Genomic DNA, 18,921 nt, shown 5'->3' with positions numbered 1-18,921 from the left:
AGAGAATGTCATGCCGCAAACCGCTGTGATTGATGAAAAACGAGTATTGGACGAATTCTTTGAGCTTGTTAAAATCTGCTGCTCCACACATGACGAGCGCGAAATCGGAGACCTTTTGACGAAGCGTCTGACCGAGCTGGGCGGCATGGTGCATGAGGATAATGCAGGAGAAAAGCTTGGAGGAAACTGTGGGAATCTTGTTGCGGATTTTCCAGCCTCAGATGCTGCCCATGAAAATATACAGACAATAATGCTGACAGCGCACATGGACTGTGTTGAGCCGTGTGAAGGGGTAAAGCCTGTTCTGGATAACGGAATAATACGCTCGGATGGAACAACCATACTTGGCGGAGATGACAAGGCCGGAGTAGTGGCTGTTCTTGAGACACTGCGTCAGCTCAAAGAAAAAAATATTCTGCACGGTCCGCTGCAGGTGGTTTTTACAACCTCTGAGGAAAACGGAGTACATGGTTCGCAAAATCTTGATACAAGCCTGTTGCATTCCGACTGCGGCTTTACCTTGGATACTCATGGTCATCCAGGTTCTATGACCTTTATGGCTCCCGGGAAGAATCAGCTGCACATTCATATAGAAGGCAAAGCAGCTCACGCGGGAATTGCGCCTGAAAACGGAATCAATGCAATAATCGCGGCAGGAAAGCTCCTGGCGGATGCTCCGCAGGGGCGCATAGACGAAGAAACAACCTGCAATGTAGGGCGCATCGTCGGCGGCAGTGCCACAAACGTCGTCGCAGATACCTGTGATATTTATTATGAAAGCCGCAGCCGCAATAAGGCAAAGCTTGATAAAATCACCCAGGATATTGTAGAACACTTCGAAAAAGGTGCTGCCTCCGTGAACTGCAAAATCACTGCAGAGGTCAGTCCTGATTACGGGCCGTATGTGTTGGAAAAAGATTCACCGGCAATTCAGCTTGCGAAGAAAGCTGCAGAAAAGCTTGATTTCCCTGTATCCCTTGAAGAATCCGGCGGCGGCTCTGACGCTAATCATTTTAATACATACGGCGTTCCCACAGTTGTCCTTGCCGTCGGTATGGAAAATGCACATACAAAGGAAGAATACATAAAAGAAAAAGACCTCTATGACGCTGCCCGCTGGGCACTCCAGATTGTCATAGAAGGCGCGGAGCTTAAAAAGTAAAAATTAACGGAGCCATGACAGAATGTAAAAGATTTTGATTATGGCTCCGTTTTGTTGTGTGATAAGATAAATTGTCATAACTTAAGATTGTTAAGCGGCTTTTTCTATTTTCGGAATAAAGTATATGTTTACTTGCTAAATTGCAAGAGCAAATGGAACGCCGCCAATATCAATGGGATTCTCGACAACGAGAAGTATACGGGCTGCGCCCGCATCCAAAAGACCTTCACGCCGGACTTCCTCACGAAGAAGGTAGTGAAGAACACCGGGCAAGTCCCCAGCTACTTCGTGGAGCAGAGCCATCCCGCCATTCTCATAATTTTGGTAAAACAGAGCGCAGTTGTTACGCTCTGTTTCTGCATTTCACATCATTTCCGCGCATAACTCCCGCATCATGCGGGCAAATTCCTGCGCCACGGGAGTCAGATCGGCTAAATCATAAGCAAGGAGGCCAATCTGTGTGTCAAGTGTCGGCTGTATTTGACAAATCCGCAAATGGTGCGACATGGAAGATAGTGTAAATTTGGAGATAAGCCCCACTCCGTTACCCTCATCCACCATACGCACTACAGTTTCGGCATTCTGCACCAGCAGACTTCGGCTAAAATCAATCCTCTGTTCGGAAGGCAGACGCTCCATCACCGTTTCCATTCCGGCACGACAAAGAATCATATGTTCTGTCTCTTTGCCGATTTCCATAATTTCCGTATCTGAATCCGGAGGCAATATGCCCACCATTTCATCCCTAATGAGAATTTCGGCATCCAAGTTGCCGAAAGGAGCGTAAGTAACGGCAAAATCAACGGCGTGTTCCTCCACCATCTTCCGCACAACAAGGGGACTGCCCTCTTTAATTTCCACCGTAACATAAGGGTACGCCTCCCGGTATTGCCGCAGAACCTTGGACAGCAGCACCGTTGTGGTGACGGGGACAGACGCAATGCGGAGTTTTCCGCCGATGAAGTTGTTCTCCCGGAAGGCAGTCTGGTAGATACGGTTCTCCAAGTCCTCCATTTGCCGCGCCAGCAGGAGGATTTTCTTTCCCGCTTCCGTGGGTATCATGCCGCTTTTCTTGTCACGATGAAAAAGTTTCAAACTCAGTTCTTTTTCCAGCGACTGAATGGCCTTGCTGACAGCGGGTTGGGAGATGTAGCGGGCATTGGCTGTCTCGGTGATGCTCTGTCGATTGGCCACCTCAAGGAATATTCGCAGATTATGTGTCAACATAACTTTTTAGTTATCCTCCTATAAACAAAAATATATTTTTCTTTATGTGGATTCTACCATACAATAGACACAGATACAATCAAGGCACAAAATTGAGAGGAGAAATTTATCATGGAGAAGAAGTTGGCTGTTGTGGTAGGTGCAGGCAAGGGAATGGGCGTAAACATTGCCAAGGTATTCGGTATGCACGATTTCAAGGTTGCAATGTTGGCGAGAAACCTTGACAAACTTGAGCCTCTGACAGATGAACTGAAAACCCAGGGGATTGAAGCCTATACCTATGCGGCAGATGCCGCCAGCACCGAGTCCCTGACAGCGGCTTTTCAGAAGATACGGCAGGAGCATGGAAGCGTAGATGTGCTTATTTACAATGCCGCAATCCTGACGGCGGGATTTCCCACAAAACTCCAAAGCTCCGACCTCATGGAACATTATCAGGTGGATGTGGCCAGCGCACTTCATTCGGCAAATCTTGTATTGCCAGAGCAGATTGCCAAGGGAAGCGGGGCTATTCTCTTCACCGGCGGCGGTTTCGCCCTCTATCCCATGGCAGAATACACTTGCGTTTCCGTGGATAAGGCAGCCCTTCGGGCACTCACATTTGCTCTGTCGCAGGAAGTGAAGGAAAAGGGAGTCTATGTGGGCATCGTCACTATCATGGGCAGCATTGCACCGGGCACTCATTATGATCCTGCCGACATTGCGGAGAAATACTGGGAGCTTTATGAGAAGCAGGAGGATATCGAGTATGTTTTCAAATGAAGGTCAGGAAAATTCCTTGTATGAATTGGTACGTCACCGCCGTTCTATTCGCCGTTACACGGGAGAGAGAGTTCCGGACGATGTGGTGAAAGAAATCTTGAAGATTGCACTTTTAGCTCCCTCATCTTGGGGACGGCATCCCATAGAATTTGTTGTCCTGCGTGACCGGGCGACCATTGAGGCCGTTGCACGTTGCAAGCGCATGGGTGCAGGGCCGCTTCCCACGGCTGATGCCGCCATCGTGGTCATGGCCGATACGGCAGACTGCGAACTCTGGATTGAGGATGCGGCCATTGCTTCCACCTACGTTCTGCTGGCTGCTGAGAAGTTTGGTGTGGGGGCTTGCTGGATTCACATGCGGAATCGGCAGGGACAAAGGAAAAGTGCCGATGAGGAAATCCGACAAATCCTCGGTGTGCCGGATAATTTCTCTGTACTAAATGTGGTGGCCTTGGGACAAAAAGGCGAAACAAAATCCCCTCGTACGGAAAAAGATTTGGTTTGGCAAAATGTTCATTACGAGAAGTATGGGCAAAAATAAAAGATATTCGCCAGGAATTTCACAATGAATTTTTTTGATAGGAGAGATGCGAGATGTCAAAAATTCTTTTAATCAACGGCAGTCCAAATGAAAAAGGCTGCACTTTTACCGCGCTGAAGGAAGTTGCTGACAAGCTGGGCGAGCTTAATGTGGAGTCCGAAATCCTCTGGCTTGGCAAGAAGCCAATGCAGGACTGCATTGCCTGCTACAAATGTCAGGAAACGGGAAAATGTGTGTTCAATGATCTGGTAAATGAAACAATTGCCAGATGGGATGAATTTGACGGCATGGTTGTTGGCTCGCCGGTTTACTACGACGGACCGAACGGTCGGCTCACGAGCTTTCTCGATCGCTTCATGTTCAGTGCAAGCGGACGGTTCGCGGGAAAGATTGCCGCAGCCGTGGTGTCCTGCCGTCGCGGGGGCGCATCAGCGGCATTTACGCGGCTCAATATGTATTTTCAGATGACCAATATGGTAGTAGCGACCTCTCAATACTGGAATCAGGTACACGGCTTCACGCCGGAGGATGTGGCCAAAGATGCCGAGGGACTTCAAACCATGCGGACACTGGCACAGAATATAGCGTGGCTTCTGAATGGAATCAAAGCCGGAGGCGCATCCCCGGAATATGAGAAGATTACGCTCACCCACTTCATACGCTGAAAAAGAATGAAATATTCAACGGTTCGTTCGATAGGAGAAAATCATGCTGTCACTTGTCTCATTGCTACGATACGTATCATTTGATGATTGTGGGTATATGGAGGAGTGTTTATGAAGAAGATTTACGCGATCAACGGAAGTCCGCGCAAAAACAAGAATACGGCGACCTTGCTTGACAAGGTACTGGAGGGAGCAAAAAAAGCCGATCCTGATGTGCTGGCAGAACGGATCGACCTTTACAGCCTGAAATACACCGGCTGTCGCAGTTGTTTTGCTTGCAAGCGCAAGGATGGTGCAAGCTATGGGAAATGCGCTGTTCGCGATGATTTGTATGACGTGTTGGAAAAATTGCGTGATGCCGATGCGGTGGTATTTGGCTCTCCCATTTATTACCGCACCATCACGGGGCAACTTCACGCATTCTACGAGAGATTCTTCTTTCCTTATATGCAGTATAAGCACGGCTACCCCAACCTTGTGCAAAAAAAGATTCCCACGGCTTGCATTTACACAATGAACGTGAAGGAAGATGAGATGCTGCGCGACGGCTATCGGGAGTATATGGGGCTTTTTGAGATATTCCTCGAAAATTATTTTCAGAAGCCGCTGATTCTTCACTCCTTCAATACATATCAGTTTGACGACTATGGCAAATACGTCTGTGAAGTGTTCTCCCCAGAAGAAAAGGCAGCATGGCGGGATGTGCATTTCCCTGAGGATTGCAAAAAAGCCTTTGCTATTGGCGAAGAACTCATGATTAAATCAAAGTGAGATGACAATCCCATGAAAAGTCAATGTTTCTTACGGCTGATACTTGTAGTAGGCGTGGCGGCTTTTGCGGTCACCTTTACGGCTTGTGGGAATAGAAACGAACAGGCTATGGCAAATAGTGCCGTGCCTTCCGCAAATTCAATAACTGAATCTAAGGACAGTATAGATTCCAAGCCGTTAGTTATTTATTTTTCCCGTGGGATTAACACAGCATCTGACCAAAATATAGACGCTGTTACCGGACCGAGCCTGAAACCGGATGGCGTTGGTTTTCGTTCGGATGAACAGGTTCTGGCAGAATGGATTGCAACAGAAACAAAAGGAGATTTGTTTCCTATCCAAACCGTCAGAAAATATCCTACCGGGTATGAGGAAATCTTAGAAGTCGGTAAGCGTGAAAAAACGGAGGACACACGCCCCGCATTATCGTCTCATTTGGAAAACCTGAATGACTACCGGACGATATATTTTGTATATCCAAATTGGTGGGGTGACTTGCCGATGCCGGTATATTCCTTCTTCGATACCTATGATTTTTCTGAAAAGAAAATCATTGCCGTTGTTATTTCCGGTGGAGGAGGATTTGCGGGAACTGTATCATATATTCAGCATTTGGAGCCAAATGCTGATGTTGTTGACGGGATAAAAATATACAAAAGAGACATGGACAAGGTACGAGAACAGATTGTTTCGTGGCTACGCTCTGAAAGATGAATCAAAAGTTTAAACAGACTCAATAAGTTATTACCTGTCCATCTCGCGGCATATCATAATTGGTCACACCGCGCTCTGCCAAACTTCCTTTTAGCGTATGGCGTGTAAGAGCAGCATGGGCCACATTGTCCAAGTGAGTCAGATAAAGTCTGGCCTCCGGGGCAGTTTTGGCTACGCAATGGACATCTTCAGCATCCATGATAAGCCTGCCATTTTCCACGGTCTCGGCAGCACAGCAGTTGAGCGCCACCACCTCCGGCTGGTAACGCTTTAACACATCAGCCACTACTGGATACCAAACCGTATCGCCCGCCAGATAGAATGTCTTTTCTCCTTCAGCGGCAAACATTACCCCCATCGCATCGCCACAAGGAACCACGGTTCCATGGCGTGCTGGTAGTTTTGTCAGCTTTGCCTGCCCGCACATCATGCCATCTTCAGATAACACCATCACCTCACAGAAGCCTGACTTCTGAAAAGCTTCCGCGTCTTGTTGATTTTGGCAAATGACCGGAACATTTTTGTCCAGCGGCGCACCAACGGTACCGTCCATGCCCATATCGATATGGTCAGGATGCAAATGTGTTACCAGATAGTAATCCACCCCTGTCAGGATCTCTTCCATCGACATAGGTAAGTCATAAAAGGGCATGAGAAGATGCTCCTTCATCTCATCCGGCACATGATAAGGCCTGCCAGGCACATCAATAAAAGAAAACTGATGTTTCGGCATCAACCATGGATCTATAAGAAAAACCTTGCCTGCGTATTCGAGGCGATTGGTAGCATTACGGATTTGTGTCATCTTCATGGTCATACTCTCCTTTGCGTCACTAATAAGTTGCGTTCGTGTTGTTATAGGTCTAGTATAATTCCCTTATTACACCGCGACAAGCAAATAAGTTCTCTATTGTAGCAACTAAAATATTGCTGTAAAATAAAAACAAACGAAAGGAGTGCCTATTATGAATCAAAAACAAATGGAATATTTCTTGGAAGTATACCGACAGGGCAATATCCAAAATGCCGCCAACCAACTTTATGTATCACGACAGGGAGTCAGCAAGATAATAAAGACACTTGAAGACGAGCTGGGGCAACTGCTTTTTATCCGCAATCCTCACGGCCTTGCCCCCACAGACTATGCCACTGCACTTCTTCCCCATGTCCAGCGCTTGTTAGAAGAATACCGCAGCATTGAAAGCATGCGTACGTTAGCCTCGCAATCCAAAAGTGTGGTTACGGTCTATGCTCTCGACCATGTCTTTGCCTTTTTAGGAGCCAAATTCCTTTGGGATTTTCATCGTACCTTTCCGGATATAATTCTCAGCACAGTTGACACCACAGATGACACAGCCTTAAAAGGAGTCCTGGAAAAGCATTGCAACTTTGCCATTGTAACGGGAGAACTTGACCAAACCCGCTTTTACGGCGAACCGCTGTTCTTCTCCCATTACTGCGTCCGTCTTCATTGTGACCATCCCCTGGCCAAGAAGGATAGAATCACGTATAAGGACCTTGATGGCACAAGAGTTGTCAGTAAAGGGCGCGCTTATCATTGCTTCCGTCACAATATGGACAAATACATACTGCTTCCCGGGCTGAAAATAGATCTTGTAGCCGAAACAGCCGATGAGCAGCTTATTGCTGACCTGATCCTACAGCAACAGGTTGTAAACATAGGTTATGACTACGCCGCTATGCTGAATCCACATCCAGATATTGTTGTGAAACCACTGGGCACAGAAGATGACCAAGGTCAGACCATATACCTGGCCTGGGATAAGACCACTGTACTCACTAACGCCAGCCATAATTTCCGCGATTTCCTGCTTAGATGGCTTCCTGAAAATGGTAAAGATAGAATAGCTTAAGTGCTGTTCATTCTTCTCACCGGAATTGATCTACATTTTCCCGGGTGATTTCCGTAAAGGGAACCATGATAATCTATGCCTTTTTAGTATTTAATGTCTGCTAAATAATTCATAAAGCATTGTACGGCAACGCGACTATGTGCTTAGACGCTCCCTTAACCGCATACGAAAATAAGAAATCTGTCCAAAAGCCGTGTATTTTCCGTGATGATCATGTGAAAAATGGCTTGGTTTCATGCGTATAATACCTTGAAACAGGCCAATCAAGAGCATGAAATGCGGATATAGCATTTATTTAGCAGACATTATTTAGGGGGTGCAAAATCCCAATCGAGGGGGTGCAAATGCACCCCCTTCTCTTTTTCTCTAAGCCTTGTCCCGTGCGGCTTCCGAGGTATACTTGCTTAACGATAAGTAGGGGGGTGCAAGGGGGTTCATCGTTATTTTGTATCAAAATTACTGGTAAAGGGGACCTGCTGATTATGATAAAGAAACAGAGCAAAACGGTGAAACAACGACAATAACGCGTGTGATGGCCGATGGTTCTGTTATCATCACAGTTATGAAGGGGGAGCAGATTGTTTCGCAAAGCAGAACCTGCAGCCCACACCCGGAAGAAAATGCTGCAATGCTGAGCATAACTGCAACATCTGCTGCAAACTTGGAGGAACTGATAAAATAATATCAACGGAATAAACAGGATTGCAAAATGATTACGTTTGATTTTATTGGTTTTGGTTAGGAAAACCTTATATGGTCATATTTCTGGAATGCAGTGAAAGAATATTTCGCTGCATCCTTTTTTTCAAATTTTTAGTAAAAAATTAGAAGGATTTTTTTTATGTACATAGAATTATACTAGTAAGGGTTTACAAAATCGTTTTTACAATAAAATTGGTTTTGTAAACTTTGGATTCATAAATTATGCTCTGTAAGAGCCGTGCGCTTCGGAATATTACAGAGCAATATCTTTTAAGGGGGAGTGTGGAATGTTTAGTTTTTCTTCAATGAAGACGCGTTTCATCGCGATAATCGTCGGTGTTTCACTGGTGTCGATATTTGTGCTGGGCGCAATCTTCACCTATGAAATGATTCAGATGAAAAATGGTGAAATCAGGGATTTCCGCAAAGAGGCAGAGGCAGCTGTTGAGATGAGGCTGAAGCAGGAAACAGAAATTGCTGTCAGTGTTATTGACCAGATGCACAAAGCTCAGGTTGCCGGAAAGATGACAGAGGAGCAGGCAAAAAAGGCTGCTGCCGACATCGTACGCGATATGCGCTATGATGATGGAAAAGGATATTTCTGGATTGATACTGATCAGGGTGTGAACGTTGTTCTTCTCGGACGCGACACGGAAGGAAAATCCCGTATCAATTCAAAGGATCCAAGCGGACGCCTTTTTATCCAGGAAATGATTCAGAACGGTAAAAAAGAAGGCGGCGGATTTACAGACCTCATGTTTGCTAAGCCCGGCGAATCCACACCGCTTCCAAAGCGCAATTACACTGTCGAGTATAAGCCATTCCACTGGGTTCTTGGTACAGGCGTGTGGATTGATGATATTGACACCATGTGCGCAGCAAAGGAAGCTGAGGCCGCAGCTGAGCTGAAGGCTCAGGCAATCCAGATGATTGCGTGCCTTGTTGTTCTCATGGTTGTATTTATCGCTTTTGCTATCTGGATTGGTGCCCGCATCTCCGGTCCGCTTCAGTATGTAGAGGGACGTCTTGCTACTATGGGCGGCGGTGATTTCCGTAAAAATCAGGGCGATAAGGCTATGGAGCAGGAAATTGTTGACAGACCTGATGAAATCGGAAGCATGGCGCGCGCGATGCGTAAGATGCAGGATAATATCAGTGATTTGATGAGAAAAATCAGCGAATCGACAGAATACGTTGCTTCCGCATCCCAGGAGCTTACCTCAAGCGCAGAGCAGTCCTCGGATGTCAGTGAGTCCGTTGCAAATTCCGTCGTAAATGTTGCCAGCGCATGCGCAGAGCAGACGACGCTGGTTGCAGATGCATCTGAGCAGTCCGAAAATCTGCAGAAATATATGGACGACTTTGCTGTGCGTCTTAATTCGTCCACGCAGCAGATTCAGAAAACAAGCGACGCAGCCGCAAATGGCGGAGCGACAATCAGCGAAGCTGTACAGCAGATGCAGCAGATTAAGGAAGCAGTCGGTAAGACTGCCGCTGTAATAGGTTCCCTTGGTGAATCCTCCAAACAGATTGGTGCGATTGTTGACGCAATCTCCGCTATTGCTGAGCAGACAAACCTCCTCGCACTCAACGCAGCAATCGAGGCCGCACGTGCCGGCGAGCACGGCCGTGGATTTGCAGTTGTTGCAGATGAGGTGAGAAAGCTTGCTGAACAGTCCCGTGAGCAGGCAGGCGAGATTGCAAACCTTATCCATGGCATCCAGAACGAGTCTCAGAATGCTGTAGATGTTATGCAGCAGGGTATTGAGAAGGTCGACGGAGGTACTGTTGCGGTAGACAGCGCAGGTGCAACCTTCAATGAAATCGTTACAATGGTATCCGAGGTTGCTGAGTCCTCCAAACGCATGGCAGAACTCGTTGGAGACCTGAAGAGTGGCGCAGACCACATCACAGAAGCCATTGTTTCTATTGACGACAAGAGCAGAGGTGTTGCTTCCGAGGCTGAGTCAGTATCTGCAGCGACAGAAGAGCAGACGGCATCCATGCATGAAATTGCAACGGCGAGCCGTAAGCTTTCGGAAATGGCCGGAGATCTTCAGAATGCCGTCGTCAAATTCAAAATTTAAATAGAATTTCAAGAGAAGTCATCGCTATATACAGCGGTGGCTTCTTTTTTATGCATATCGATATTGTTTCAAAAGTAAATACTAAACTTATGATAGAAAATAAATTGTTGACAGAAATTAATAATATTTTTATACTAATGACTTGGTTATAGTTCGATAGTCTTAAATAAATGAACATGTTTAGAATTGCTTCTGAAATTTATCAATTTTTCAAGGAATTTCGCTTTAAAATGCATGATGCGGGATAGGTTATTTTTCCTAAAGATTGTGATGAAATTATAGAAGGAGTTTTACAGTGCTTGTCGAATTATCATCATTAGGGGAATCTATTCATAATAAAATACATGAGTGTTGTTAAAGTTTTTTATGCGAAGGAGAGATGTGGAATGGAAGAAATTTTGTCAAGGTTTAGTGTCAAGCAGAAGATTATGGTACTCATATCGATATTGTTTGTTGCCGTAATGCTTGGTTTGGGTATCGTGCTTGACCGTGTAATCACAAAGGGTGAAATTGCAAAGTTTGAGGAGGAAACGGAACTGCAGGCAGCGCAGGTAGACGCCTCCATGGATTTGTTCCTGCGTGGTCTTAGAGATACCGTTGTGAACATGGCAAATGACCCGGTACTGCGCAATGGCGGCAATATTACTGTATATATTGACGGTGCGGCAGGTCCTGACGGCATGATTGCCATGGAGCCGGAAGCAAAGGGCGGCTTCGAGCTGCAGGCTTATCAGATGTTCAAACGCCTTGCTGATGCAAACAAAGGCACAATTTCCGTTGTCAGCTACGGTACAACGGACGGCGGCTATCTGCAGTATCCGGCAGTAAAGCGCAAAAAAGGTTACGATTCCCGTCAGCGCGGCTGGTACAAGGACAGCATGGCTGATGTGAATGCTGTTCGTATCACAAAGCCGTTCAAGACATCAAAAGGTACTCCGACGGTTGGTATCTTTGCGACAGTCAAGAGCATGAGCAATCAGCCGTTGGGTGTTATTGGTATCAATATCGACCTTCCGGTTGTTACCAACATGATCAGTGAGATTAAAATCGGTGAAACAGGCTACATCATGATGCTTGATGCTGATGATGTCATTGTCGCGGATCCGAAGCATCAGGATGCAAACTTCAAGAAGCTGGCTGAGTCCGGACTTGGAGATTTGGCAGCATTGGATACAAAATCGCAGGGTCTTCGCGAGATCGAGCTTGACGGTGTATCAAAATTCGTCAACGTATATATCTCTGATAAAACGGGCTATAAATATCTGACGATTGTTGATAAATCCCAGCTCATGGCAAGCGTCAACAGCATGCGTATGACACTTGGAATTGTCCTGGTTGTTGCATTGGTTCTTATTTTCTTTGCAACCATGTGGATTTCCAATATCATCGTTGCTCCGCTTCGTACTCTTGAAAAATCAGCTGACCGCATCGCAAACGGCGACCTTCGTCAGGATGATTTGATTGTCGAAACTGATGACGAGATTGGACATCTTGCACTGTCCTTCAATAAAATGACTAAACAGCTGAAAAATCTGCTCAGTCAGATTAAAGGCAGTGCCGATGAGGTATCCAACTCCTCGGCTCAGATGTCACAGGGTGTAGAACAGGTTGCACAAACCATTACCCATGTGGCTGAGCGCGTCGGAGACATCGCCGAATCTGCAAGCAAGCAGAATGAGACGATGAACGGCATGGTGGATAATATCCGCGACATGGCAGACCAGGTCACGAATATCGCAGAATCCTCCGAAGAAATCAGCAAGTCCTCCGGCAAGGCAGGACAGGCTGCTGCTGACGGCGTAGTTGCTATTGATTCCGCAGTTGAGCAGATTCGTGATGTTCTTGAAACAGTAAACGAGTCCGCGAAGGCTGTCGGAGAGCTTGGCCGCCGCTCTGAGGAAATCGGAGAGATTATCGGAACGATTCAGAGTATCGCAGAGCAGACGAACCTCCTGGCACTGAACGCGGCTATTGAGGCTGCCCGTGCAGGTGAGCAGGGCCGCGGCTTCTCGGTAGTTGCTGATGAAGTCAGAAAGCTTGCTGAACAGTCCGCAGGCGCGGCACAGGAAATCGCTGAGAAGATTGGCGGCGTCCAAAAGGTTACAAGTCAGGCTGTTGAATCCATGAACGCAGGTACGGAAAAGGTCCGCGTAGGCAGCGAAGCTGTTACCAACGCAGGCAAGCAGTTCAATGTAATTGCAGACCATATCCGTCTCGTTGATGAAATGGTCAAGGAATCCGCAGTTAATGCTACTAAAGTGGCCGACAAGAGCAGAGATGTTCTCGCTGATGCAGAAAACGTCGAGCAGTCTACGCAGAAGGTCACGGAAAATATCACATCAATTTCGGCGGCTACGGAAGAGCAGTCCGCTTCCATGGAAGAGATTGCGGCATCCAGCCACCATCTTTCCAACATGGCTGATGACCTCCAGAAGGAGTCCAGCATGTTCAAGTTCTGATTTGACATTAAGTCAGATTCATACCGTTAATTTGAATCACCTCTCAACGAGAACATCGTTGAGAGGTGATTTTTATCATTCCACAACATAAGTTTTTTCGGATACATTGATTTATTGGGAATTGAAGCAGTGGTAAGTCGAATATGGACTTTCCGTTATCGTATTAATGTAACTATTTAGGTATAATAAAGATGCTTGAATAAATCAAAAAACTGTATGAGTCAAAGGAGGCGGTTCTTTTGCTGAAAAAGCTGGCTTTGGGACTGATGATGTTTTTGCTCCTTGGGGAGTGCTCAGAGGCATGCTCGGTAATCGTGGTGACGAAGGGAGCCTCGGAGGACGGGAGCGTGATGGTCTCCCATTCCAACGACGGGTACGACGGTGAGGTAAATCTCGCTTATGTGCCTTCAAAGGACCATCCGGCAGGCAGCATGCGCCCGGTATATGCTTCTGCGGCGGCGCTGGGTGCCATGCCGGAATACAACACTTACGACCAGCCGAACCTTGTTGCGCCTGAACGCAGCGCAGATTACGACTTCCCCGACAGGTCACGCACGCGGGCAATCGGCTATATTCCTGAGGTCGGGCACACTTATGCCTATTTGGATGCCGATTATGGCATAGTCAATGAGCACGGCCTGATGATGGGGGAATGTACCGATATGTCTGCGCACTTGCCCGAAGTGCCGTTCAAAAAAGGTGGAGGGATATTTTACGCCTCCGAGCTCTCCCGAGTAGCCCTCGAACGCTGCAGGACCGCCCGTGAAGCCGTCGAACTGATGGGCGCGCTGATTGACGAATACGGACTCTGGGGCTCCGGTGAGACTTTGGCCGTCGCAGACAGGGAAGAAGCCTGGGTTTTCGAGATGCAGATGTCGCCAACGGGAAAAGGCGGCTTTTGGATTGCGGAAAAGATTCCTGACGGGGATTTTTTCATCGCGGCGAGCCAGTTTAGGATTCGCGGTATCCGTGAGGGCGATTCGAACCAGATTTTCAATCCCAATTTGCCGCAAATGCTGAAGGACGCCGGCTGGGCTGCATACGACGAGGAAGGCCGTGTGGACTGGGTGAAATCGCTGCAGTCGCAGGAGTTCTACCATCCGTATTATTCAAAGCGTCGTGTCTGGCGAGGCATGAGCCTCGTTGCGCCGTCGAAGAAGCTTCCGTCCCGTGTTGGGGGATGGGATGAGAAAACCTATCCCTTCTCTGTGCGTCCTGACAAAAAGCTGAACGTCGAAGACGTCGCGCGAATTTACCGCGACTATTATCAGGGAACCGAGTTTGACAAGACGAAGACCACGTTGGCGGGCATGTACGGCTCGCCGTACCATTACGCGTCAGAGATAGGCGAGCGCCCATTTCTTTCATCGAATACCAGCTACACACATATATCGCAGGTCAGTGATGCACTCCCGTCTCCGGTGGTCTGGATGTCCATGAACACGCCCTACGAGAATCCTTTCGTTCCCTTCGCGGTTTCGGAGGTGCCTAAGGAATATCGTGCGCTGCGCGATACCTACGATTCCACGAAAATGTACTGGACCTCAAATGAAGTCATGGCACTGACACAGGGTTACTTCAATATTATGTCGCCTATTGTAAGGGATGCGGTGGAGCGGTCTGAGGCAAATTCCGTGCGTCTGATTAACGCCTCCGCGGTTTTTTCAAAGGAACAGTTCGCTGATGCTCTGCGCGGCAACGCGTTGAAAATCTTTGAAGACTGGAAAGAGCTTTCAAGGCGGCTCATGATGAAATTTAATGCCGCTGCGGGTGTGAAGTACGAACGTCTGCCGGCTGCCGATACGCCGAAGAAATATTGACGGTCGCAAAAGTCCCTTTGCGGAATATTGCGCGCTGTCGAAATACCGGGGCATGATAAACGAGAAAGTGCATATATTTAAAGCGTGTGAACCTTTATGTGTTTGCACGCTTTTTGTTTTCTATTTTTACAGAAGTAGAAACAAAAACGAATGTAAATGCAAAAATACTTTATTTGTCAGATTATTTATAATAGAATAAGAAAGTGAATAAATCATTAAATGGGGGAATGCTTATGAAATTGGGGAATCAGAAGGGTTTCACGCTGTTGGAGCTTCTACTCGTCATGTCTATCATCGGCGTGTTGGCCATGGTTGCCGTACCACGGTTTACAGGAGCGGTAGCACTGGCGAATACGAGCAAGATTCAGGCAGACCTGAATGTTTTAAATTCTGCTATCGTGCTGTATGAAGCAGAGCATGGCTCATATCCCAAGAATCTTACAACGGATATGAAGGATTATATTCAGGATGCGGAAAAATTGAAGCCGCCAAAAGGAAAATGTCTTTTGCGTGATGGTACGACCGTGGAGATAACCGAGACCGGCTACACACTGTCGGAGGATAAATCACAGGCACTCTGCCAGTCACATACCATTACGGATTTCGGACGCAAGGATAAATGAAGGAAGCAGAGCTGAAGCTGACCCGGGAGCTTTTTAAACGTCACATGGTGTGGATACTGGTGGGGACGATTATAGGGCGCTTTTGGTCAGCGTGTGTATTCGAAACGCCGATGGAAATAATTCATGGAACGGTCTTTGCTTTCTTTTTGAGCGGAATAGCTGTCTTTGATGTAAAGTACGGACTTATTTTTGACCGTTGGCTGTTAGGGATGCTTGGCTGTGCGGTACTGCTTCATTTTATGAAGGGTTATGACGGATGGATTTCTTCTTTTGTGTGTGCTGCTGCAGCGCTCGCACTGCTTCTTTTTCTGCGCGCAATCACCCGTGGAGGAATGGGCGGCGGTGATATCAAGCTGGCATTTGTGCTTGGCTTTTGGCTTTCATGGCCGAAAACATTGGCTGCGCTTGTTTTCGCATTCTGGCTTGGAGGAGCAGCTGCTGTTTTCCTGCTGATGAAGATGAAAAAGACTATGAAATCCCGGATTCCATTTGGTCCTTTTCTCGCTGCAGGGGCATGGCTTGCTTTTTTATACGGAAACACAGTATGGGCTTGGATACAGGGGATATAGCATGAAACAGAAGGGCTTTTCGCTGCTTGAAATACTTGTCGTAATGGCTCTGCTTTCCTTGGCGGCTGCAGTGGCTGTACCGGTATTTACAGGGATTTCAGACAAACTCGTTCTTCGGCGTGAGGCAGCAGCTCTTGTCTCTGAGCTAAGGTATCTCAGGGAGATCTCAATGGGGTATCCGTCGCAGAGTGAGAGATTCAGCGACATAAGGGCTGACTCATATCCTACATTTCGCGGAGGCGGCAGCGAATATTATATCTATGTAAACAGGACAAGCTATGAGCGGCACAGTCTTCCCGAGGGTATGAGGATTACCGGAGATATAAAACGTGTCAGCTTCGGAGTCCTTGGAACTGCAAACCCTGCTACGCTGAAGCTTGATTATCATGGATTGTGGCAGTATGTCATCATAGATGTCGAGGGGCGTATACGCGTGTCGGACAATCCGCCGGAGGATTAGATGGAAAAAGGTTTTTTGCTTTTGGAAACAGCTGTTACAGGATTTTTGCTCGTCACGGCATCTTTGCTGTGCTTTTCATACGGAATGCTGAATCGGCAGAGAGCAGAATCAGAGGCATCGCACGCTGCGGTATATCTTGCCCGTGAACAGATGGCGCGTATTGAAGCGAATGCAGTCTTTTACCGCGGGTACACGGGAGATATTCCGTGGCTTGGAGACAACGGACCGGATATAAAAAATCTGAACGGCAGGGAATATGAAGTCGAGACGACCATGAGGGGCGCCGAGGAAGGAGCAGGCCTTCGTGAGGTGACGGTCTGTGTCAGATGGAAGGGCGCTGCAGACAAGCGGGAGGAAAAATTCAGGAAGCTGGTGGACTGTGGTGGATAAAAACCTGCATTGGCTGCGGCAGGAAAAAGGATTCAGCATGATGGAGCTGTCCGTATCCCTGCCGCTTTTTGCTGTACTCCTGCTTTCACTGACTGTCATTTTCGGGTGGGGGATAAAATCATATTTTTTCATGGTTAGTGACTGGGCCCTCCAGCGTGATGTCCAGTTTTCAATGAAACGTATATGCAATGACGTTATGTTTGCCGACCGTGTAGAATGTGACAGCGGACGCATAACAATCTACGGAAAAACCTCGGATAACAAAACAACAAGAGTTAATTACGAGCTTACGCGGGAAAATTTCCCAAGGATACGCAGAAACAGTCAGCCTCTTACCGGAGAAAGCACTCTTGGAACGATTGAAATCGAGGAAATGGATTTTGATGCTGTAGGAGCAGCAGGACTCTATATACATATAAAGGGAAGAAATCGGGCGACAGGACATGAATACGAGCTTCGTACTGTTGAGTACATGATGAATAATACTCGTGGTGGCATATAATGGGAAATCAAAAGGGCTTTGCGGCTTTATCGGGAATATGTGTTATTTTGATTCTTTCGCTTCTTGCCATGTCTGCCTATATAGTTGTTCGCAGAGAAATGAAGGAAACGCGTCATTTTATAGCATCGGCAGCACTTCAGATGGAGGCGCAGAACGGTATCCGTGGGGCTTTGGAGTACCTGAGAGCGCATCCGGAAACAGTGAACACCCTTTCGGCGGCCAAATCCAAAAGCATATGGTCAGGAAGGAATACAGAGAACGGGATATCCTGCGCGGTTTACGCGCGGAAACAGGGAGAGATAATTTATCTCATGGCAGAGAGTAAAAAGGAAAAAACAAAAACAAGACTGTATGCGAAACTTGCTAAAAAGGACGAGCCGGGATACCGCATAGAGCGCTGGGGTGCGGTTCAATGAAACGTTTTTTTCGCAGTGAGGTCAAAAGCTGCATAGGGGTGTTTTTGAATCAGGATGCAGTTTATTATTCTTTCCTGCAGCGCGCGGAGGCGGATAAGCTGCACATGCTGCACACGGATTCCTGCAGGATTTTTCTGGAGGATAAGCAGGAATATCCGACTCACTTTGAGCATATCGGTCAGCTTGCGGAAGAATTGGCAGTCAGGTGTGCTGAAAATGGAATAAAGGAAAAGAAGGTCGTGCTCTCTGTGCCGGAGAATATGATTTTTTCCTATGAAAAGCAATTCCCGCCCCTTGCCGATAAGGAAATTCCTGAGGCAATGCATTGGGAGATTGAAGCCAACTCGCCCTTTGTAAAGCATGTCTATACCTACCGCAAGGGAGCTGATAATACCTACGAAATAGGTATTATGGAGTATCAGTTAATGGATGAACTGTATAAGGCCTTCAGAGATAACGGCTTCAGGGTTATTGCTGTGGTAGAGAAATCTGAGCTTCTTTTTGAGGAAAGAGAGCAGTGTGCAGTATGGGGAAATGAGACTGCATCCCTGCCTGTATTTTTTACATGGGAAAAAATGGGAGACGAAAAAGAACCGCTTCAGCAGGCTTTTTTCGCTGCTTGGCGTATTATGCGCGGCCTTCCCCAAAATGAAAACTTTCTTCCGAACTTCAGGCAGGAGGGAGCGTGGGACTGGCGAAAGACATCAGCATGTCTGATTCTCCCCATGCTTTTTATTTTTGCACTGGTATACGGAACAGGAGAATGGAAGCTCATGCGGATTGAGAAGGAAAAGAAAGCTGTTGAACAGGAGCTTTTTCTTCGTTCGGGTGAGCTGGAGCTGCAGAAGGATTTTTTGAATAAGAAAAAAGAAATAAAAGCATCTTCGGACACGCTGAAGACACTTGGTGAAAAACGGATATCCTGGTACGCTGTTTTTACTGCTCTCGGAGCTAAAACGGTTCAGGGTGTCGCGGTTGACGGTATAGAAACAACGGGAAAAGGAGCTGTACGCGTAAAGGGCACAGCAAACAGCTATGAGCTGGTATCCGAGTATGTAGGGATATGGGCGGAGGAGCCGCTTCTTCTGAAGGAAGCTCCCAGACTTGAAACAGTGGAGACAGAAAAGGATGGACGTGTACAGTTCTCCCTGATAATGAAATTTTAGGAAGTGGAGAT

Annotated in this window: 20 protein-coding genes; 18 read left to right on the top strand and 2 right to left on the bottom strand. The window is 47.2% G+C overall.

Annotated features, from left to right (window positions below; genetic code table 11):
* Positions 1-25 precede the first annotated feature (25 nt).
* Positions 26-1,162, top strand: a complete 1,137-nt coding sequence (locus BUA83_RS06115; RefSeq protein WP_072935426.1) for a M20/M25/M40 family metallo-hydrolase — start codon at positions 26-28, stop codon at positions 1,160-1,162.
* 51 nt (positions 1,163-1,213) lie between these two features.
* Positions 1,214-1,546 carry a recombinase family protein gene (locus tag BUA83_RS12910; protein ID WP_327288340.1) on the top strand — a complete coding sequence of 111 codons (333 nt, stop codon included), beginning with the start codon at positions 1,214-1,216 and terminating at the stop codon, positions 1,544-1,546.
* Here the strand turns inward: BUA83_RS12910 and BUA83_RS06105 are convergent.
* Complete coding sequence (locus BUA83_RS06105; protein ID WP_072935309.1) at positions 1,526-2,389, bottom strand: LysR family transcriptional regulator; 864 nt, start codon at positions 2,387-2,389, stop codon at positions 1,526-1,528. The two genes, BUA83_RS12910 and BUA83_RS06105, sit on opposite strands and share 21 nt — an antisense overlap.
* A 111-nt stretch (positions 2,390-2,500) precedes the next feature.
* On the opposite strand from BUA83_RS06105, the gene BUA83_RS06100 reads away from it, so the two are divergent.
* From BUA83_RS06100 to BUA83_RS06080, 5 genes are all read left to right on the top strand, one after another.
* On the top strand, positions 2,501-3,151 hold the full coding sequence (locus BUA83_RS06100; RefSeq protein ID WP_072935308.1) for an SDR family NAD(P)-dependent oxidoreductase: 651 nt from the start codon (positions 2,501-2,503) through the stop codon (positions 3,149-3,151).
* Entirely contained in the window at positions 3,138-3,692 is a 555-nt protein-coding gene (locus BUA83_RS06095; protein ID WP_159430484.1) for a nitroreductase family protein, read from the top strand. Before BUA83_RS06100 ends, BUA83_RS06095 begins: the two co-directional genes overlap by 14 nt.
* A gap of 53 nt (positions 3,693-3,745) precedes the next feature.
* Complete coding sequence (locus BUA83_RS06090) at positions 3,746-4,357, top strand: flavodoxin family protein (protein ID WP_072935307.1); 612 nt, start codon at positions 3,746-3,748, stop codon at positions 4,355-4,357.
* Between the two features lie 111 nt (positions 4,358-4,468).
* A complete protein-coding gene (locus BUA83_RS06085) occupies positions 4,469-5,128 on the top strand; it encodes a flavodoxin family protein (RefSeq protein WP_072935306.1) in 660 nt (219 codons plus the stop codon).
* 12 nt (positions 5,129-5,140) lie between these two features.
* Positions 5,141-5,842: a flavodoxin gene (locus BUA83_RS06080; protein WP_094756499.1), complete on the top strand. Its 702-nt coding sequence runs from the start codon at positions 5,141-5,143 to the stop codon at positions 5,840-5,842.
* Between the two features lie 19 nt (positions 5,843-5,861).
* Here BUA83_RS06080 and BUA83_RS06075 read toward each other — a convergent pair whose 3' ends face one another.
* Positions 5,862-6,653, bottom strand: a complete 792-nt coding sequence (locus BUA83_RS06075) for an MBL fold metallo-hydrolase (RefSeq protein ID WP_029544731.1) — start codon at positions 6,651-6,653, stop codon at positions 5,862-5,864.
* 154 nt (positions 6,654-6,807) lie between these two features.
* Between BUA83_RS06075 and BUA83_RS06070 the strand changes: the two genes are divergently transcribed.
* The 11 genes from BUA83_RS06070 (at position 6,808) to BUA83_RS06020 (ending at position 18,910) form a co-directional block, all read left to right on the top strand.
* Positions 6,808-7,716 (top strand): LysR family transcriptional regulator, encoded by a 909-nt coding sequence (locus BUA83_RS06070; RefSeq protein ID WP_072935304.1) that lies wholly within the window; start codon positions 6,808-6,810, stop codon positions 7,714-7,716.
* A 989-nt stretch (positions 7,717-8,705) separates the two neighbouring features.
* The gene (locus tag BUA83_RS06065; RefSeq protein ID WP_072935303.1) at positions 8,706-10,505 is read left to right on the top strand and encodes a methyl-accepting chemotaxis protein; all 1,800 of its coding nucleotides are present in this window, start codon (positions 8,706-8,708) and stop codon (positions 10,503-10,505) included.
* Between the two features lie 386 nt (positions 10,506-10,891).
* Positions 10,892-12,964: a methyl-accepting chemotaxis protein gene (locus BUA83_RS06060; RefSeq protein ID WP_072935302.1), complete on the top strand. Its 2,073-nt coding sequence runs from the start codon at positions 10,892-10,894 to the stop codon at positions 12,962-12,964.
* Between the two features lie 239 nt (positions 12,965-13,203).
* On the top strand, positions 13,204-14,784 hold the full coding sequence (locus BUA83_RS06055; RefSeq protein ID WP_072935301.1) for a dipeptidase: 1,581 nt from the start codon (positions 13,204-13,206) through the stop codon (positions 14,782-14,784).
* 233 nt (positions 14,785-15,017) lie between these two features.
* Complete coding sequence (locus BUA83_RS06050; RefSeq protein ID WP_159430483.1) at positions 15,018-15,407, top strand: competence type IV pilus major pilin ComGC; 390 nt, start codon at positions 15,018-15,020, stop codon at positions 15,405-15,407.
* A complete protein-coding gene (locus BUA83_RS06045) occupies positions 15,404-15,976 on the top strand; it encodes a prepilin peptidase (protein ID WP_072935299.1) in 573 nt (190 codons plus the stop codon). Before BUA83_RS06050 ends, BUA83_RS06045 begins: the two co-directional genes overlap by 4 nt.
* A gap of 1 nt (position 15,977) precedes the next feature.
* On the top strand, positions 15,978-16,436 hold the full coding sequence (locus BUA83_RS06040; protein ID WP_072935298.1) for a prepilin-type N-terminal cleavage/methylation domain-containing protein: 459 nt from the start codon (positions 15,978-15,980) through the stop codon (positions 16,434-16,436).
* Entirely contained in the window at positions 16,437-16,826 is a 390-nt protein-coding gene (locus BUA83_RS06035; RefSeq protein ID WP_072935297.1) for a hypothetical protein, read from the top strand. It begins immediately after the preceding gene.
* On the top strand, positions 16,756-17,328 hold the full coding sequence (locus BUA83_RS06030; RefSeq protein WP_159430482.1) for a hypothetical protein: 573 nt from the start codon (positions 16,756-16,758) through the stop codon (positions 17,326-17,328). Before BUA83_RS06035 ends, BUA83_RS06030 begins: the two co-directional genes overlap by 71 nt.
* Positions 17,328-17,744, top strand: coding sequence for a hypothetical protein (locus BUA83_RS06025; protein ID WP_072935295.1), 417 nt, complete (start codon positions 17,328-17,330; stop codon positions 17,742-17,744). The genes BUA83_RS06030 and BUA83_RS06025 overlap by 1 nt, the downstream gene beginning before the upstream one ends.
* Positions 17,741-18,910, top strand: coding sequence for a type IV pilus biogenesis protein PilM (locus BUA83_RS06020; protein ID WP_072935294.1), 1,170 nt, complete (start codon positions 17,741-17,743; stop codon positions 18,908-18,910). Before BUA83_RS06025 ends, BUA83_RS06020 begins: the two co-directional genes overlap by 4 nt.
* The last annotated feature ends 11 nt before the right edge of the window (positions 18,911-18,921 follow it).

Source organism: Schwartzia succinivorans DSM 10502 (genome assembly GCF_900129225.1).
Classification (GTDB): Bacteria; Bacillota; Negativicutes; order Selenomonadales; family Selenomonadaceae; genus Schwartzia; species Schwartzia succinivorans.
The sequence above is the reverse complement of the archived record's forward strand: the minus strand, read 5'-3'. Positions and strand labels throughout refer to the sequence as shown.

What these genes read in the sequence shown, in the direction of transcription:
- BUA83_RS06080 (WP_094756499.1), top strand. Translation starts at nt 5,141, where the DNA reads ATGAAAAGTCAATGTTTCTTACGGCTGATACTTGTAGTAGGCGTGGCG.
- BUA83_RS06040 (WP_072935298.1), top strand. Translation starts at nt 15,978, where the DNA reads ATGAAACAGAAGGGCTTTTCGCTGCTTGAAATACTTGTCGTAATGGCT.
- BUA83_RS06095 (WP_159430484.1), top strand. Translation starts at nt 3,138, where the DNA reads ATGTTTTCAAATGAAGGTCAGGAAAATTCCTTGTATGAATTGGTACGT.
- BUA83_RS06065 (WP_072935303.1), top strand. Translation starts at nt 8,706, where the DNA reads ATGTTTAGTTTTTCTTCAATGAAGACGCGTTTCATCGCGATAATCGTC.
- BUA83_RS06090 (WP_072935307.1), top strand. Translation starts at nt 3,746, where the DNA reads ATGTCAAAAATTCTTTTAATCAACGGCAGTCCAAATGAAAAAGGCTGC.
- BUA83_RS06105 (WP_072935309.1), bottom strand. Translation starts at nt 2,389, where the DNA reads ATGTTGACACATAATCTGCGAATATTCCTTGAGGTGGCCAATCGACAG.
- BUA83_RS06025 (WP_072935295.1), top strand. Translation starts at nt 17,328, where the DNA reads ATGGGAAATCAAAAGGGCTTTGCGGCTTTATCGGGAATATGTGTTATT.
- BUA83_RS06060 (WP_072935302.1), top strand. Translation starts at nt 10,892, where the DNA reads ATGGAAGAAATTTTGTCAAGGTTTAGTGTCAAGCAGAAGATTATGGTA.
- BUA83_RS06085 (WP_072935306.1), top strand. Translation starts at nt 4,469, where the DNA reads ATGAAGAAGATTTACGCGATCAACGGAAGTCCGCGCAAAAACAAGAAT.
- BUA83_RS06050 (WP_159430483.1), top strand. Translation starts at nt 15,018, where the DNA reads ATGAAATTGGGGAATCAGAAGGGTTTCACGCTGTTGGAGCTTCTACTC.
- BUA83_RS06100 (WP_072935308.1), top strand. Translation starts at nt 2,501, where the DNA reads ATGGAGAAGAAGTTGGCTGTTGTGGTAGGTGCAGGCAAGGGAATGGGC.
- BUA83_RS06045 (WP_072935299.1), top strand. Translation starts at nt 15,404, where the DNA reads ATGAAGGAAGCAGAGCTGAAGCTGACCCGGGAGCTTTTTAAACGTCAC.
- BUA83_RS06035 (WP_072935297.1), top strand. Translation starts at nt 16,437, where the DNA reads ATGGAAAAAGGTTTTTTGCTTTTGGAAACAGCTGTTACAGGATTTTTG.
- BUA83_RS06020 (WP_072935294.1), top strand. Translation starts at nt 17,741, where the DNA reads ATGAAACGTTTTTTTCGCAGTGAGGTCAAAAGCTGCATAGGGGTGTTT.
- BUA83_RS06070 (WP_072935304.1), top strand. Translation starts at nt 6,808, where the DNA reads ATGAATCAAAAACAAATGGAATATTTCTTGGAAGTATACCGACAGGGC.
- BUA83_RS06075 (WP_029544731.1), bottom strand. Translation starts at nt 6,653, where the DNA reads ATGAAGATGACACAAATCCGTAATGCTACCAATCGCCTCGAATACGCA.